The 14,650-nt window shown below is 34.6% G+C and carries 19 protein-coding genes and 1 pseudogene; 17 read left to right on the forward strand and 3 right to left on the reverse strand.

The features are described 5' to 3' along the window. Nucleotides 1-126, forward strand: a pseudogene (gene araD / locus F5ESL0233_RS00880) (L-ribulose-5-phosphate 4-epimerase); the annotation flags it as partial. A 48-nt stretch (nucleotides 127-174) separates the two neighbouring features. Here the strand turns inward: araD and F5ESL0233_RS00885 are convergent. Continuing rightward, on the reverse strand, nucleotides 175-834 hold the full coding sequence (locus F5ESL0233_RS00885) for a hypothetical protein (RefSeq protein ID WP_118896578.1): 660 nt from the start codon (nucleotides 832-834) through the stop codon (nucleotides 175-177). A gap of 62 nt (nucleotides 835-896) precedes the next feature. Here F5ESL0233_RS00885 and yaaA point away from each other — a divergent pair, with 62 nt between their 5' ends. The 11 genes from yaaA (at nucleotide 897) to F5ESL0233_RS00940 (ending at nucleotide 9,136) form a co-directional block, all read left to right on the forward strand. Next, nucleotides 897-1,664 (forward strand): peroxide stress protein YaaA, encoded by a 768-nt coding sequence (gene yaaA, locus F5ESL0233_RS00890; RefSeq protein WP_118896579.1) that lies wholly within the window; start codon nucleotides 897-899, stop codon nucleotides 1,662-1,664. A 25-nt stretch (nucleotides 1,665-1,689) separates the two neighbouring features. Next, nucleotides 1,690-2,295 carry a histidine phosphatase family protein gene (locus F5ESL0233_RS00895; protein ID WP_122058297.1) on the forward strand — a complete coding sequence of 202 codons (606 nt, stop codon included), beginning with the start codon at nucleotides 1,690-1,692 and terminating at the stop codon, nucleotides 2,293-2,295. A gap of 91 nt (nucleotides 2,296-2,386) precedes the next feature. After that, entirely contained in the window at nucleotides 2,387-2,908 is a 522-nt protein-coding gene (locus F5ESL0233_RS00900) for a TetR/AcrR family transcriptional regulator (RefSeq protein ID WP_122058299.1), read from the forward strand. Beyond that, on the forward strand, nucleotides 2,908-3,969 hold the full coding sequence (locus F5ESL0233_RS00905) for an ABC transporter permease (protein ID WP_090093745.1): 1,062 nt from the start codon (nucleotides 2,908-2,910) through the stop codon (nucleotides 3,967-3,969). Before F5ESL0233_RS00900 ends, F5ESL0233_RS00905 begins: the two co-directional genes overlap by 1 nt. 1 nt (nucleotide 3,970) lies before the next feature. Then, the gene (locus F5ESL0233_RS00910) at nucleotides 3,971-4,648 is read left to right on the forward strand and encodes an ABC transporter ATP-binding protein (protein WP_090093743.1); all 678 of its coding nucleotides are present in this window, start codon (nucleotides 3,971-3,973) and stop codon (nucleotides 4,646-4,648) included. A 464-nt stretch (nucleotides 4,649-5,112) separates the two neighbouring features. Continuing rightward, nucleotides 5,113-5,334 (forward strand): hypothetical protein, encoded by a 222-nt coding sequence (locus F5ESL0233_RS00915; RefSeq protein WP_090093741.1) that lies wholly within the window; start codon nucleotides 5,113-5,115, stop codon nucleotides 5,332-5,334. A gap of 127 nt (nucleotides 5,335-5,461) precedes the next feature. Then, on the forward strand, nucleotides 5,462-6,082 hold the full coding sequence (locus F5ESL0233_RS00920) for a TetR/AcrR family transcriptional regulator (protein ID WP_090093739.1): 621 nt from the start codon (nucleotides 5,462-5,464) through the stop codon (nucleotides 6,080-6,082). 147 nt (nucleotides 6,083-6,229) lie between these two features. Next, a complete protein-coding gene (locus F5ESL0233_RS00925; RefSeq protein WP_118896584.1) occupies nucleotides 6,230-6,769 on the forward strand; it encodes an NADPH-dependent FMN reductase in 540 nt (179 codons plus the stop codon). 11 nt (nucleotides 6,770-6,780) lie between these two features. Continuing rightward, nucleotides 6,781-7,329 (forward strand): NADPH-dependent FMN reductase, encoded by a 549-nt coding sequence (locus tag F5ESL0233_RS00930; RefSeq protein ID WP_122058301.1) that lies wholly within the window; start codon nucleotides 6,781-6,783, stop codon nucleotides 7,327-7,329. A gap of 84 nt (nucleotides 7,330-7,413) precedes the next feature. Next, nucleotides 7,414-8,205, forward strand: coding sequence for a tyrosine-protein phosphatase (locus tag F5ESL0233_RS00935; protein ID WP_122058302.1), 792 nt, complete (start codon nucleotides 7,414-7,416; stop codon nucleotides 8,203-8,205). Between the two features lie 7 nt (nucleotides 8,206-8,212). Then, nucleotides 8,213-9,136, forward strand: coding sequence for an FAD:protein FMN transferase (locus tag F5ESL0233_RS00940; RefSeq protein ID WP_122058304.1), 924 nt, complete (start codon nucleotides 8,213-8,215; stop codon nucleotides 9,134-9,136). 67 nt (nucleotides 9,137-9,203) lie between these two features. Here the strand turns inward: F5ESL0233_RS00940 and F5ESL0233_RS08490 are convergent, their stop codons facing one another. Continuing rightward, nucleotides 9,204-10,136 carry a C39 family peptidase gene (locus F5ESL0233_RS08490; protein WP_122058305.1) on the reverse strand — a complete coding sequence of 311 codons (933 nt, stop codon included), beginning with the start codon at nucleotides 10,134-10,136 and terminating at the stop codon, nucleotides 9,204-9,206. A 303-nt stretch (nucleotides 10,137-10,439) separates the two neighbouring features. Continuing rightward, entirely contained in the window at nucleotides 10,440-10,976 is a 537-nt protein-coding gene (locus F5ESL0233_RS00950) for a CvpA family protein (protein ID WP_090093732.1), read from the reverse strand. A 156-nt stretch (nucleotides 10,977-11,132) separates the two neighbouring features. On the opposite strand from F5ESL0233_RS00950, the gene rsmG reads away from it, so the two are divergent. From rsmG to F5ESL0233_RS00975, 5 genes are read left to right on the forward strand one after another with little or no spacing between them, the layout of a single operon-like run. Further along, nucleotides 11,133-11,855 carry a 16S rRNA (guanine(527)-N(7))-methyltransferase RsmG gene (rsmG, locus tag F5ESL0233_RS00955; protein ID WP_122058307.1) on the forward strand — a complete coding sequence of 241 codons (723 nt, stop codon included), beginning with the start codon at nucleotides 11,133-11,135 and terminating at the stop codon, nucleotides 11,853-11,855. Between the two features lie 17 nt (nucleotides 11,856-11,872). Next, entirely contained in the window at nucleotides 11,873-12,721 is an 849-nt protein-coding gene (noc, locus tag F5ESL0233_RS00960; protein ID WP_090093730.1) for a nucleoid occlusion protein, read from the forward strand. 15 nt (nucleotides 12,722-12,736) lie between these two features. Continuing rightward, nucleotides 12,737-13,516, forward strand: a complete 780-nt coding sequence (locus tag F5ESL0233_RS00965; protein WP_090093729.1) for a ParA family protein — start codon at nucleotides 12,737-12,739, stop codon at nucleotides 13,514-13,516. Then, nucleotides 13,494-14,381: a ParB/RepB/Spo0J family partition protein gene (locus F5ESL0233_RS00970; protein WP_090093728.1), complete on the forward strand. Its 888-nt coding sequence runs from the start codon at nucleotides 13,494-13,496 to the stop codon at nucleotides 14,379-14,381. Before F5ESL0233_RS00965 ends, F5ESL0233_RS00970 begins: the two co-directional genes overlap by 23 nt. Beyond that, a complete protein-coding gene (locus F5ESL0233_RS00975) occupies nucleotides 14,374-14,649 on the forward strand; it encodes a DUF951 domain-containing protein (RefSeq protein ID WP_090093727.1) in 276 nt (91 codons plus the stop codon). The genes F5ESL0233_RS00970 and F5ESL0233_RS00975 overlap by 8 nt, the downstream gene beginning before the upstream one ends. Nucleotide 14,650 lies beyond the last annotated feature (1 nt).

The raw sequence follows: 14,650 nt of genomic DNA on the forward strand, positions 1-14,650 counted from the left end.
TTAACTAGAGCAGATAGTCATGTGCCCCAGTATTTATTAGATAAGCATTACTATCGAAAGCATGGTCAAGGAGCATATTACGGGCAAAATAATGCCCAGTCGCAGACCCATGCAAAAAGAAAATAACCTATAATAATAAAGAAAGGCTAGGTGAACCTAACCTTTCTTTTTGGTTTAAAATTTAGTTTCTTTAATATCATCTTCAGGCCGATGTTGTTGCACACGGATAATCTGCCATGGGAAATTACTGCTTGTTGCGGTTTCTAAATTAATAATTAAGCTACCATTTTGGTAACTAAAAGTTAATGGTGTACGATTTTCAATCATTTCAATCCGATTAGGTTCTTGAGTAAGACCGTTAACTTTAATTTTTTGGGGGAATGATTTTTGGACATAAATATAATTTTGATAAGGCATATGCCGATTTTGTAAAATGAAGCTATTACCGTCAACCGTAAGATTGCAAGGTGTGCTTTCATTAAAAGCATGCCCAAAAATATGCATCCAGCTATTAATCTGTTCAAGCATCTCTTTAGTAGCTGCACTAAAGCTACCATCACTATTAACAGCAATGTTGATTATAGATGCTTTACCAACTTTACGGTTTTGGACTAATGTTTCAATAATATTTGTTGTAGCTAAATCTTCACCAGTTGCAATAGTAACTAAGTTAATGGAATATTTGGCACAAGGAATTTGTAATTCATTTTCTAAGCGGTCAGCAGCAATTGCCCGCACACCAATATTACGGGCCGTTTTAACTAAAAAGTCCGTATCTATCTCTTGGGCATTTTTTAGTTTAAAATTTAGGATGATAGCAAAATCAGGATTCATTAATTCTCTCTCCTTAGTATATATAGTATTAAGTTTAACCTAAAAGGAGGTAAATACGAAAGATGAAAATTATTATTTCCCCGGCAATGAAAATGAAAGTTGACCATGAAGCTTTTTTAGCTCAGTCGCAGCCAAGCATGATCAAAAAGGCTCAAGAATTAGTTGATTTTCTTAAGCAGTGCAGTTTTTTGGAGTTGAAAGCAATTTGGCAAGCTAGTGAAAATACAACCAAAGAAGGACAAGAACAGTTAAAAGTTATCGACCTAAAGCAAAACACGGAGTTAACTCCGGCAATTATTTCTTACTCCGGTATTCAATATCAATATATGGCACCAGACTTGTTTACTCAGCCAGCGCTTAAGTATTTACAGAAAAATGTGCGAATTTTATCAGGACTTTATGGCATATTACGCCCCTTTGATGGTGTTTGGCCTTATCGTTTAGAAATGAAAAATAAAGTTCGCGGCTTTAGTGAGCCTAATCTTTATAAATTTTGGGGTAGTACCTTAGCTGATAACCTGTTTAGCAATGATGATGTAGTGATTAATTTAGCTTCTAAAGAATACTGGTCAAGTATTAAGCCTTATTTAACTAGTCTAAGACAAATGATTACGATTGAATTTCAAGAAAAGAAACAGGGAAAATGGCAGACTGTTGGGGTTCATGCCAAGATGGCGCGGGGCGAGATGGTTCGCTTTATTGCAGAACATCAACTAACTGATCCCCTCGACTTACAAAATTTTAACGATTTTGGCTTTGAATTTGTTCCAGAAGTTAGTAGTCCAACTACATATGTTTTTAGAACAGAATTTGATTTTAAACGACGTTAATTAAAAAATGGAGGTAATCGTAATCATGGAAATCGTTTTTATACGTCATGGTGAAACAGAATTAAATAAAACAGGTAAGATTCAAGGTGCTTATTTTGACTATGACTTGAATGCCCAAGGTAAAGCGTATGCCCAAAAAGCCGCTGCTGTTTTTAATCCAGTTAATTTTGATGTGGTTTTTTCAAGTCCAATGAAAAGAGCATTAACAACTGCCAGAATTTTTACTAAGGGACAAAAGGAAATTAATATCGACCAACGGTTAGTTGAACATAACTTTGGTGAATGGGACGGCCAACTGCTGTCTGAGCTAGGTAAAAAGTACCCTGATGCTGTTGATCCCTGGGGTAAGGCAAGTGCTAGTTATGTTAAATATGCACCTAGTGGTGAAACTTTTGCCGAGTTAAATAAACGGTGCGCAAGTTTTTTAACTGAAATGCAAGAAAAATACGCCAATAAAAAGGTATTGGTTATTTGCCATGGTACATTAATTCGGATGATGTTTGCTCATTACTTTACAGCTGGTGATCTGAATTACTTTCAAACCATTGATAATTGCGCATTAGCTAAAATTTCTTATTGTAATCAAACGCCACGGATAAATTATTATAATCGCTTATTAGCGCCCCAATAATACTGGGCATTTTAATTGACGTAAATTAAATTTAAAAGTATGCTAATTATTAAAGTGACACCGTGTCACTTTAAAAAGAAAGTGTCAACAAATGGTCAAGTCAACTTTTATCAATTTGCCACCGGCAAAAAAAGATTTAATTCAACAGGCCTTATTAAATGAGTTTGGTACCTATCCCTTGCAAGAAGCACAAGTAGCCCGAATTGTAAAAGATGCTGGCATTGCACGGGGCACTTTTTATAAGTACTTTATTGATTTAAAGGATGCCTATCAGTATCTTTATCTTTGTGCTATGGCGGAGCTACATGTACCGATCCAACGTACTTCAGCTTACAAGCCACGACTCATTTATAATATGGTGGTAGATTTCATTAAGCAAACACAATGTAGTAAATATGTTAATTTAATTAGAATTCATATTCTATATAACGAAAGTATGGTCAATCACCCTTTTCCTAGTGCGCTACTAAGTCAATTAAGTGCACAAAACTGGGGTGCAATGGTCTTAAGTCATGGAGCAATTCGAATGATTTTTGAAAATCCGCAGCAAGAAAAGGTAATATTAGAACGCTTTAGGTCTGGACTTGAATTATTAGAAAAAGGAGCAGATTAGTGTTTTTAGCAATTAAGGAAATTAAGCGAGAAAAATTACGATATGGCTTAATTATTTTGATGATTTTTTTAATCAGCTATTTAATTTTTATATTATCTTCTTTAGCAGTTGGATTAGCTAGTCAAAATACTCAAGCTTTAGAATCATGGGATATTAGGCAGGTGGTTTTGAATAAAAATGCCAATGTCAATATGAGTCAGTCTGTTTTAAATGAAACGGATTTAAAACATGCTAATTTAACTAAAGATGAAGCTTTACTAGGGCAAACCCCCGTAGTTGCCAAAAGTAAAAATAGACCACAAGTTTCAGCACAGTTTATTGGGATTAAAAAAGCGCAGTTTATTTATCAAGACCAAGAAATTATTGCTGGTCGAAAAGCTAATAATAGTAGTGAAGTTGTTGTTGATCAAGCGTTTAAAGTTAAAGGCTATCAGTTAGGCGATTACTTACAGCTAAATAATTCAAAGAAAAAATATCAAATTGTTGGTTTTGCTAAAGATGCGAAGATTAACATTGCCCCTATAATTTTTGGTACTTTGGCAACGTGGAAAACTTTGCGTCAAGGGATGCCTAATATGCAAGCGTCAGCAATTATGTCAAGGCGCGCTGATTACCGCAATAATCATGGCAACAATCAGACATATACAATTAAATACTTCATTAATAAATTACCAGGCTATACGGCCCAGAATATGACTTTTCAACTGATGATTAGCTTTTTATTTGGTATTTCTCTTATTATTATTGCCGTTTTTTTATATATTTTAACCATGCAAAAAATGCATAATTTCGCGGTAATGCGGGCCCAAGGTATTCCAAGTGCTACTTTAATTAAAGCAACCATTAGTCAAGCATTAATGCTAGTTATCATCGGCGTTATACTAGGGCTTTTGGCAATGACTTTAACAGCTAAACTGCTCCCCGCAGCTGTACCCATGAGCTTTACGCCTGAAATTGTGTTAAGTGGTACTATTGGAATGATGATAACAGGCTTGATTGGTAGTTTGATTCCGATTAGATCAATTTTAAAAGTGGATCCAGTAAAAGCAATAGGTGAATAAGATGGCAGTGATTGAATTAAATAATGTACAAAAGGTTTACGGCAAAGGGGCAGCTAAAGTTGTAGCTCTTAAAGATATAAATTTTAAAGCGGATGAAGGCGATGTGGTCCTTATCATGGGGCCTTCTGGTGCAGGTAAAAGTACTTTTTTAACAATTGCTGGTTCGCTACAAAAGCCTACTTCTGGTCAAGTTATAGTAGGAGGGGAAGATATTTCTCATCTTTCAACTAAGCAAAGCAACAATTTAAGATTAACGCGTATAGGCTTTGTATTACAGGCATATAACTTAGTTCCTTTCTTAAAGGTAAAAGAGCAATTTCAACTAGTTGATCGGGTTAAAAAAGATAATAATATTAGTCTTGTAGTGCTAAAAAAGTTATTAAGGCGATTAAAAATTAGTGATTTAGTTAATAAGTATCCAAATGAATTATCTGGGGGACAACAGCAACGAGTAGCTATTGCTCGCGCACTATACGCGAATCCGGAAATTATATTAGCTGATGAGCCAACTGCCTCACTAGACAGTGAAAATGTTGATGAAGTTGGCCAATTGTTTAAAGAGTTAGCCAAAGATTATCATAAAGCAGTCATTTTGGTAACCCATGATCCGCGATTAAAGAAATATGCAGATTATATATATGAAATGATGGATGGAAAAATAGTAAATAATAGGCAATAAAAAGTATTCAAACAAAAAAGCCCTAGTTTTTTATGATTAAAAACTAGGGCTTTTTTGTTTGATAACATATATAGATTACTTATAAAATGAGAGGCTAATTTTGTTAGTTAAGATATCAATTTTAGAAAGCGCTTATCTTTCTGATAAATGGCGCTATTTCAATTCAGAAAACGTGTTTTGTCCTTGACAAAGTAGTTTAAAGTTTACTATTCTAAGTATTAGATAATTAATTGTTATTTTTTAAAATCATATGGATAGTAGGCTGTAAAAAGCAAGTTTTTACGGTGAGCAATCTATTAGTGATTAAGAAGGCATAGAATTAAAGTTTATGCCAAAATAACAAAAAATTATAAATGTGTGTTTGTGTTAAATGTGTTACTTTGTACTTTTATCTATTGAACTGTAGCTTGTATAGTTTGGCGGGATGAAAAGTTTATTTGAGTTTGTTTTGATGAGGTATAACAATGAATGAAATTCCAGAAGATAAATCAGTTGAGCTCTCAACTGATTATGAAAATCAAAGTATTAATATGAGATTTTCGGAAAACTTAACTGATGATCGTGAACGCGGTTATATTTTATCTGCTGCTTTCTTTTCCTTTTGCGCATCTCAAGGATTAAGCAAGTCTGAAATAATCGATATGGTTTCATCTTATTATGATGAGTTTTTAAAAAATAATGCCTAAACTCCCGTTACATTGCTGAAATAGTTTAATTATACTGTTTCAGTATTTGTTTTATAATTTTCTTTTATAAGTGAAACAGGACAAAAATAAAAGAACAGTCACTTAGGTTAATTAAGGGAAAACCAAAATGGCGAGAAAAAAAGAAATAGGAAGAAACAAAATATTAAATGTTGCTTATAAGATGGTTGTCAAAGATGGCATAGAATGTCTTACTGCCCGTAATATTGCAAAAGCTGGTCATTTTTCAACGCAACCAATATATCTAGAGTTTAGTAGTATGGAAGAACTACGCAAAGAGGTTCTGCGAAAAATAGCTGATAATTTAAAGAATAATATTTTACAAAAGGAATATACCAATAAGCCTTTAGTTGATATGGATTTATCCTATATTGATTTTGCCCAAGATCATGAAAAGTTGTTTCGGGCAATGTTTGTTGATGGGAAATTTGGTAGTAAAATTATTTCTGATACATTAATTAATTTAGGAATTGAAAAATTTAAGCAACAATATGATGATAATGGTTACAGTAAGACTAAAATTAAAAATATCGTGATTGCTAATTGGATTACTACAATAGGTCTTGCTTCATTGATTGTTAATAAAATTGCTGCTTTCTCGCAGTCTCAGATTGTTAACGTCTTAAAAGCACAGGTCAATGATGCAATTCGGAATGATTGGCTTAGCAGAAATGATAATATTTCATTATTTGATGTTGATGATGCTAAGACTGAGAAAAAGGCAAGATAGTAAAAAGATAAGTTTTAATGTAAATAATTAATTTGGTTTTTGGTACTTCTTTGAAATAAAGTAATTTGAATGCAAGTCTATGTAAAATCAATATCAAAAATGTTACAATTACCTAATAGAAGTTAGTTTTCTGAAAGGTGGTTTTTTATGAAAATCCTTGCATTATCTGGCTCAAATGCCAATAATTCGTTTAATGAGGCATTGCTTAAGTATATTACTAAGCATTTTGCTGATAGATATGATTTTAAACTGGTAACAGTTAAAGGATTACCAATGTTTAAAGAAGGTGAAGAGCTCCCTGTAGCTATTCAAAGTTTAAGTGAAGAGATTAAGGCCGCTGATTTAGTCTTAATCGGTTCACCAGAGCAACAACACTCGGTAACTAGTGCTATGAGTAGTGCACTTGAGTGGTTGTCAAGTTCTACACGTCCTTTTAACGGTAAGCCAATTGTTATTGTATCAACTTCACCAATGCCTCAAGGTGCTGCTCGTTCCCAAAGTCGATTAAAGAGCTTGTTGTCTGCACCAGGTTTCAATGCCCTAGTGTTTAATGGTGATGAGTTTATGATGGGCACTGCACCAAGCCAATTTGATGAAAATGGTAACTTAACTAATGAGTCTACTGTTGAATTCTTAGGTCACTTCTTCGATGAAGTTGACGAATGGTACGCACAAATTACTAAGTAGGAGGACCAAGAATGAAATTATTAGCAATTGTTGGTACAAATGCACCTTTTTCATATAATCGCTTTTTAGCTAAGTTTATTGCTAAGCATTATGGTGATAAAGCTGATATTGAAGTAAAAGAAATTGATAAGCTAACTCCATTTTGTAGAACAGAAATGGCTGATGAATCAATTAAAGCTTGGATTGAGGATATTAAGAGCGCTGATGGTATTGTAATTACTACTCCAGAATATGATCATACTATTCCAGCTGCTCTAAAGAGTAGTCTTGAATGGCTTGGTTCACATGCCGGTCCAAATGTAATGAAAATGAAGCCAGTTGCTGTAGTTGGTGCTTCAGTAGGTGGCCAAGGTAGTAGTCGTGCCCAAGAAGATATCCGTGAAATTCTTCTTTCGCCTGATATGAGTGCTAATGTTTTACCAGGAAACGAAGTTTTAATTGGTCAAGCAGCAAGTAAGTTTGATAAAGAAACTGGTGACTTGACTGATGAAGCGACTATCAAGCAATTAGATGGTATGATGGACAGTTTCTTTGAGTTTGTTGAACAAGCAAATAAATAATTTTTTGCTAGATTGATTAGCTGAGAGTAAAATAATCGGATAGAAGTAACTATCCGATTATTTTTTATTAGTAGAGGTATTAGTATGTCTGATCCAGTTGTTTTACCAGTCAAGTCTGTTCGCAACCCACGTGATTTAGGCGGATACGTTGGAATTGATGGAAGAAAAATCAAGTTTCATCGTTTATTAAGAACAGGTAATTTTAGTAAAATAACTTTAAAGGACGAACAGTTTTTGTTGAACTACGGCTTAAAAGAAATAATTGATCTGCGATCACCGACTGAATGTAAAAAAAATCCTGACCGAAAATTACCAGGTGTCAAACATTATCATTTTCCACTTTCTGATGAAGCTAATCCTGGTGGCAGTAAGTTAGATATGCAAAAAGAATTTGCCAAGTATCGTTGTGATCAATATGCTGGTTTTAAATTAATGTGTCAACGTTATCATAATCACGTGCTGACTAAAAGAGCGCAAGCTAGTTTTCACCAGATTATACAGACTATCAGCAAAACAGACAAAGGAGCTGTCTTATATCATTGCTCGGAAGGTAAAGATAGAACGGGTTTAGTTACGATTCTACTTCTATATATTTTAGGCGTAGATATGGAAACGATTAGATGTGACTACCTGTATTCAAACTATTTACTTAATGAATATAGGGCAGTACGTGATCAAAGCTTTAAAGAAAATGGTGAGAATGAAATGTTTCGGGCCAATATGCGTGTATTAGGGTCAGTGGCGAATACATATTTTGACACTAGTTTAATCGCAATTAATAAAAAATATGGTAGTTTGGATGCATACATTGTTAACCAATTAGGCATTGATCATCAGATGCAGGAATTGCTTAGAGAAAAATATTTGGAGAAATAAGAATAAAATGATTGAAGAATTGGCATTAGAACAAGCAGTGGGACAGCATCATGCTTTAGGTACAACCATTACTTTACAAATTTTTGGTACCAAAAAAACTAATATTATTGATGAATCCTTTGATTTAATTGATTATTATGAAGATCTATTAACAGTTAATCGGGATAAGTCTGAGGTAATGAGTATCAACCATGCTGCGGGAAAAACTGCAGTGCAAGTGTCTAGTGCAACTTACGATTTAGTTAAGTTGGCGGTAAATGAAAGTCGCCAAAATTATGGTTTCAATGCCTTAATTGGGCCACTTGTCAAATTATGGGCAATTGGCTTTAAAAATGCGCATGTACCGACGAAGGAACAGATTACCCAAAAAAAACAGTTGATTAATCCTTTTAATGTTGACTTAAATGATACTGATCAAACTGTATTTTTACAGCAACCTGGTATGGAGATTGATTTAGGCGGGATAGCCAAGGGTTGGATTGCAGATCGCATTCGTGATTATTGGCGTGCTTTTGGTGTACATGCAGGTATTATTAATTTAGGTGGAAATATTTTATTGGTAGGTCAATCACCTAAACGGGCTAATGGACAATGGGTAGTTGGGGTACAAGATCCTAAAGCGGCTCGTGGTAAAAATATTACCTCGGAAATGGTACCAGAATGCTCAGCCGTAACAAGTGGTACATATGAACGTTACCTTGAAGTTGATGGACATAAATATCATCATTTAATTGATCCACGAACTGGTTACCCTGTTGAAACTGATTTAGCGGGAGTGACTACTTTTACCAAAACTTCAGTTCAAGCTGAAATTGAATGTAAGCGACTCTTTTTTGCGCAGCACCCGATTGACAAATGGCACGATGACCCTAGTCGAATAGGAGCAATTTTTGTTTATAATGACGGACATCTTGAACGTGATAATTTTTAAAGTAGTAATTTTTATGTTGAAAAAGCCTAGGATGTTTAAAATCCTAGGCTTTTTTGTAAAATAATAATTATTTAAGTGTAATTGCTTTATGGCAGAATTCATTTTGTAAAGCGGCTTTGGGTACCCAAGCAATCGCACCATGGTCATATGCCATGTTTTTGCCACCACTACCAGCGCCATCATTTCTAGAATAGTAGAGAGGGTCATAAACACGAAAATCTCCATGACGATAGCCTGTGATTACCTTACAGTGATTACGGACATAATCACCAGGCTTTTGGTATGAAGAAAAGCCGTAAAATAAAACAGGTTTTCCAGCTTGAAGATACATTTTAATATCATTAAGAGTTAGATTTTTTTTAGAAATATTAATAACATTCTTACCTTTATCAAAAGTACAAGCATACTTACTTAATGCGCCTGGTTGAATTACATAGCCAAAGCCTACGCCAGTGTATACATTGCCTTTTTGACCACCTTTTGTTGGTTGCATTGGTAAATTATCTTGAATTTTTTGCAGTAAACTAGTAGTAATTTCTTGTCCTTGTGAGCCTAAGAGCATTGCCATTGAGGCACCAGCACATCCCCAAGGTGTTTTAACGGGGACATATTGGCTTACATAAGGAACCTTAATTAGTTTGCTTTGGTTAGGTTTAGCTACAGCGTTTTGATTAATATAACCAATTGCTGGCTGATTTTTTTTGCTAATCCAGTAATACTTTTTACCATTATGAGTAGAAACATGAGAAACTACAAAATTTTGGTGGAAGTATTTGGCACTGGATTTTTTATTTTCAAATAATCCCTGATATACGCCATAGTTCTTTTTGATCACGGCCACGTTAAAAGGTTTAACCTTTTTAGAAGCTAGTTTAGTAGTTGGAGCTACTGAATCGGCACTAACTTTAGAGATTAAACTGTCATTAGCAGCTGAAACATATAGCAGTAAAGCTACGCTGATAGTAATAATCTTTTTTAATACTTGCTTTTTATTCATCATAAATCTCTATCCTTTCTATATGTAGTTTACCTTAATTATTTGAGTTATGCATAAAAATTTTATTATTCGTTTGTTTTAAATCATAAATACTTGAGTCCATTCTAATAGTGCAAAAAATTAAGGTGAATTTTATAAATATAGCCTGAAGTACTACTGCTAAATATGCTAAAAGTTTATAAGGGAAGTTTTGGGGCATTAGTAGTTAAAAGTATATAAAAAGCAAGTAGAAAAACTACTTGCTCTGTCATAAGTTAGCCATATTTATGAGTTTAATATTCTGTGAGTGTAAAGCATATTGCTCCATTATGCTGCAGTGCGACTAATGCTAAAAATCATATTAAACATTCCGTTAGATAGTATTGGAGTATTGTAAATAATAAACCGGATAAATGCTGAATCGAGCGTTTGCTGAATAAACCAAGGATTTTGGAGCGCATTTATCATCGATAAAATAATGTAAACAAAGAAATAACTAGCAAATAAAGAAGCAATTCCGCCTAAGACGCCATCTAAAATAGTACCAAAGCTAGTTGAATGCGGGTTTTTATTTGGAACCCAACTTTTAAAGATTTTACTAATCCATTTACCAACGAATAAAATGATGAAAAAGGCTAAGAAACGAAATAGCATTAAGTTGGTCGCTGGGGTTAAAGTTGTTTGAATATTTTGTCCAGTAACCTGACCATAAATCCAATTGCCTAAAGGATTTTGAAAAAGAATAGCCATGATAAAAACGATGGCCGCAAAAATCAAATTAATAATTAACTTGGTAAACCCAGTTTGATAACCTTTATATGTTTTAAAGGCTAAGTAAGTCAGAACAATTAAAGTAACAATCATTTTTTTCTCCTTTGCAGCTATTATAGCTTATTTTATGTGTTTAGACTTTGACGACAGTCAAAAAATATTCCATAATTATAGGGATGTATGACTTTACAATAGGTCGTTTTTAGCGTTAAATTTATAGGGTGTGAAACAAGGTTTCACGGGTGAAAAATGAATCCTGAACAATTTGTCCATGAATTATCAAAATGTAATTGTAAATTAAATGAAAAGCAAATCAACCAATTTAAGCAATACTTTACTAACTTGGTTGCTGCTAATCAGCACGTCAACCTCACGCGGATAACTGCTGAAAGTGATGTTTATTTGAAGCACTTTTTTGATAGTATTACGCCATTGTTGGTTTTTAACAATATTTTCAAAAATGAAAGTAAGATATGTGATGTAGGTGCCGGAGCAGGTTTCCCATCAATTCCACTTAAGATAGTGCAACCAGAAATTAATGTTACAATTGTTGATTCATTAGGTAAAAGATTAACTTTTTTACAAAACTTGATTGAACAATTGAAGCTTGAAGATGTAACTCTCGTTCATAGTCGCGCCGAAGATATTGGTCAAGACAAGCTTTATCGTGAGCAGTTTGATATTGTAACGGCAAGAGCAGTGGCTAATATGGCAGTTTTAAGTGAATATTGTTTACCATTGGTCAAAAAAGGTGGTTACTTGGTGGCATTAAAAGGCCCAAAAGCTGAAAGTGAATTAAGTGCGGCTAAAAAAGCTATTGCTTTATTGGGAGGAAAATTGCTAGAAGTAAAAGATTTACAATTACCTAATAGTAGTGAAGAACGAACCTTAATTCTAGTACAAAAAACGAAGGAGACACCTAAAAAATATCCACGACAGGCGGGTACCCCACACCGCAAACCGATTCACTGATTAGGGAGGATTATTACATGTCATTTTTTTCTTCTTTACGGCATCATGATGAGATTCCTAAAGATAAACAAATTCAAGATATTACATTAAAACAGATTGAGCCTAATTCGTACCAACCGCGGCATGAATTTTCAGATCAATCAATTCATGAATTAGCGGCAACGCTTGCTAAAGACGGCTTACTTCAGCCAATTATTGTGCGTGAAAAGGGTGAAAAGTACGAAATAATTGCTGGCGAGCGGCGTTTTAGAGCGGCGCAACAATTAGATTGGAATACCATACCAGCCATTGTTAATAATATGACTGATAGTCAAGCTGCTTCACTGGCTTTAATTGAAAATTTACAACGTGAAAATTTGAACCCAATTGATGAAGCACAGGCTTACAATAACTTAATGAAGATGAATAATTTAACACAAACTACTTTAGCGCAAAATATTGGTAAGTCGCAATCCTATGTAGCTAACAAATTGCGCTTATTAAAATTAACGCCTAAAGTCCAAAGTTATTTGGTAAGTGGAGAAATAACGCCGCGTCATGGCCGTTGCTTAGTTGGATTGAGTGAAAAAGACCAGAGTCGGGTTTTAGATGAAATTTTAGCTAATAATTTGAATGTTAGTGATACCGAAAAAATTATAAAAGATGTTGATGGCTATTTTGTCAATAAAAAAGTTAAAGCGCAGGAAAAGGATGAAGCTGAAAAAACGCAGCGGGCAGTTAACCGAATCCCTAAAGATTTGAAGGTCCAAATTAATACCATCAAACAAGCGGTAAAATTAGCTAAAGACTCAGGGATTAAAGTTAAAGTTAAAGAAAATAATAATCCTGATGATTATAAAATTACAATCGAATTAAAAAGAAAGTAGGAAGGCATGGAGAATATGGTAAGTGTGATTTCGGTGGCTAACCAAAAAGGTGGAGTTGGCAAAACGACAACGACCATTAATTTGGCAGCTTCGATTGCCCAACGTGGCTATCACGTATTAATTGTTGACATTGATCCTCAAGGCAATGCAACTTCTGGGTTAGGAATTGAAAAGTCAGAAATCGATGAAGATATCTACAGTGTTTTAATTAACGATGTACCACTAAAAGACACGATTTTCCATACTTCAACTGCCAAACTAGATTTGGTTCCAGCTACAATTAATTTGTCAGGAGCCGAAACTGAATTGATTAGTATGATGGCGCGAGAAACGCGCCTGAAGTCCGCTTTAGATACAGTAAGTGGAGACTATGATTTTATTTTTATCGATTGTCCCCCGTCTTTAGGGCAATTATCAATCAATGCTTTTACAGCTTCTGATTCTATTCTGATTCCCGTTCAAAGTGAGTATTATGCAATGGAAGGCTTAAGCCAGCTGCTAAATACAATTCGATTGGTTCAAAAGCATTTTAATAAAGATTTGGGTGTTGAAGGCGTACTTATGACAATGCTAGATGCGCGAACTAACTTGGGAGCAGAAGTAGTTAAAGAAGTTAAGTCGTATTTTTCAAATAAAGTTTATCAGACGATTATTCCAAGAATTACTAAGCTAGCTGAAGCTCCCAGCTATGGTGAAGCAATTACTGAATATGCCCCTAATTCACGGGGGGCAAAAGTTTATGATGATTTGGCTAGGGAGGTGCTGAATAACCATGGCAAGAGACTCAAAAAGTAAGGAAACCAAAAGACATGGCGGTTTAGGACGGGGCATCGAGGCTTTATTTGAGGATGAGCCGCAGATTGAAGAAGCTGAAGAGGAAATTCAAGATCTTGCCTTAAGTGAGATTAGACCGAATCCATATCAACCTCGCCGTAATTTTGACGAAAAAACTTTGAAGGAACTAGCTGATTCCATCAAAGAAAATGGAGTTTTTCAACCGATTATTGTGCGTAAATCTGTAAATGGCTATGAAATTATTGCAGGTGAAAGACGTTGTCGGGCATCTAAGATTGCTAAAAAGACCACGGTTCCAGCAATTGTTCGTGCTTTTACTGAAAGCCAGATGATGGAAGTTGCTGTTTTAGAAAACTTACAACGTGAGGACTTGACCCCGCTTGAAGAAGCTCAAGCGTACGATATGCTTCAAAAAAATCTTGGCTTGACACAAGAAGAAGTCTCTAAGCGTATGGGTAAGTCACGTCCATATATTGCCAACTATTTACGCTTATTGACCTTGCCTAATAAAACTAAGCATTTGTTACAACATGGTGATTTATCAATGGGGCAGGCTCGGACCTTGCTTGGGTTAAAGAATAAGGACAAAATTGATGAAGTAGCCAAACAGGTTGTTAAAGAAGGTATGCCTGTGCGTAAAGTTGAAGCACTTGTTGCCAAATTGAACTCACAAAAAACGCATAAAAAGGCAGTGCAAAAATCAGCGTTTATTAAGGCTAGCGAACATCGTTTAGCTGATAAGTTAGGGTCGAATGTTAATATTTCTGAAAGTAAAAAGGGCAGCGGACGTTTAGCTATCTCTTTTTCTTCTGTTGATGAATTGAATCGAATTCTTGATATTTTAGGTGTTGATCTTGATGAATAAAAATATTCAATACAATTTAGCTGATACTGTATTGATGAAGAAGCCACATGCTTGTAAGATTAATAACTGGGAAATCTTGCGGTTAGGTGCGGACATTCGTTTGAAATGTATGGGCTGTGGTCATATTGTTTTGATGCCGCGCTCAAAATTTGTCCATAATTTCAAAAAAATTTTGGCTAAGGCTAATGATCCAGTCAATTTGAAAAATGAACAATATGAGCTAAAAAATACAATAGTTCAACCAAATTTAATCCAAGATAATAAGTGAT

The organism is Lactobacillus sp. ESL0233, assembly GCF_003692995.1.
Lineage (GTDB): Bacteria > Bacillota > Bacilli > Lactobacillales > Lactobacillaceae > Lactobacillus > Lactobacillus bombicola.

Excerpts from the sequence above, each read along its gene's own strand:
- F5ESL0233_RS00975 (WP_090093727.1), top strand. The coding sequence starts at position 14,374 with ATGAATAAAAATATTCAATACAATTTAGCTGATACTGTATTGATGAAG.
- F5ESL0233_RS08490 (WP_122058305.1), bottom strand. The coding sequence starts at position 10,136 with ATGATGAATAAAAAGCAAGTATTAAAAAAGATTATTACTATCAGCGTA.
- F5ESL0233_RS00965 (WP_090093729.1), top strand. The coding sequence starts at position 12,737 with ATGGTAAGTGTGATTTCGGTGGCTAACCAAAAAGGTGGAGTTGGCAAA.
- F5ESL0233_RS00915 (WP_090093741.1), top strand. The coding sequence starts at position 5,113 with ATGAATGAAATTCCAGAAGATAAATCAGTTGAGCTCTCAACTGATTAT.
- F5ESL0233_RS00930 (WP_122058301.1), top strand. The coding sequence starts at position 6,781 with ATGAAATTATTAGCAATTGTTGGTACAAATGCACCTTTTTCATATAAT.
- noc (WP_090093730.1), top strand. The coding sequence starts at position 11,873 with ATGTCATTTTTTTCTTCTTTACGGCATCATGATGAGATTCCTAAAGAT.
- rsmG (WP_122058307.1), top strand. The coding sequence starts at position 11,133 with ATGAATCCTGAACAATTTGTCCATGAATTATCAAAATGTAATTGTAAA.
- F5ESL0233_RS00895 (WP_122058297.1), top strand. The coding sequence starts at position 1,690 with ATGGAAATCGTTTTTATACGTCATGGTGAAACAGAATTAAATAAAACA.
- F5ESL0233_RS00970 (WP_090093728.1), top strand. The coding sequence starts at position 13,494 with ATGGCAAGAGACTCAAAAAGTAAGGAAACCAAAAGACATGGCGGTTTA.
- F5ESL0233_RS00900 (WP_122058299.1), top strand. The coding sequence starts at position 2,387 with ATGGTCAAGTCAACTTTTATCAATTTGCCACCGGCAAAAAAAGATTTA.
- F5ESL0233_RS00920 (WP_090093739.1), top strand. The coding sequence starts at position 5,462 with ATGGCGAGAAAAAAAGAAATAGGAAGAAACAAAATATTAAATGTTGCT.
- F5ESL0233_RS00935 (WP_122058302.1), top strand. The coding sequence starts at position 7,414 with ATGTCTGATCCAGTTGTTTTACCAGTCAAGTCTGTTCGCAACCCACGT.
- F5ESL0233_RS00910 (WP_090093743.1), top strand. The coding sequence starts at position 3,971 with ATGGCAGTGATTGAATTAAATAATGTACAAAAGGTTTACGGCAAAGGG.
- F5ESL0233_RS00885 (WP_118896578.1), bottom strand. The coding sequence starts at position 834 with ATGAATCCTGATTTTGCTATCATCCTAAATTTTAAACTAAAAAATGCC.
- F5ESL0233_RS00925 (WP_118896584.1), top strand. The coding sequence starts at position 6,230 with ATGAAAATCCTTGCATTATCTGGCTCAAATGCCAATAATTCGTTTAAT.
- F5ESL0233_RS00940 (WP_122058304.1), top strand. The coding sequence starts at position 8,213 with ATGATTGAAGAATTGGCATTAGAACAAGCAGTGGGACAGCATCATGCT.
- yaaA (WP_118896579.1), top strand. The coding sequence starts at position 897 with ATGAAAATTATTATTTCCCCGGCAATGAAAATGAAAGTTGACCATGAA.
- F5ESL0233_RS00950 (WP_090093732.1), bottom strand. The coding sequence starts at position 10,976 with ATGATTGTTACTTTAATTGTTCTGACTTACTTAGCCTTTAAAACATAT.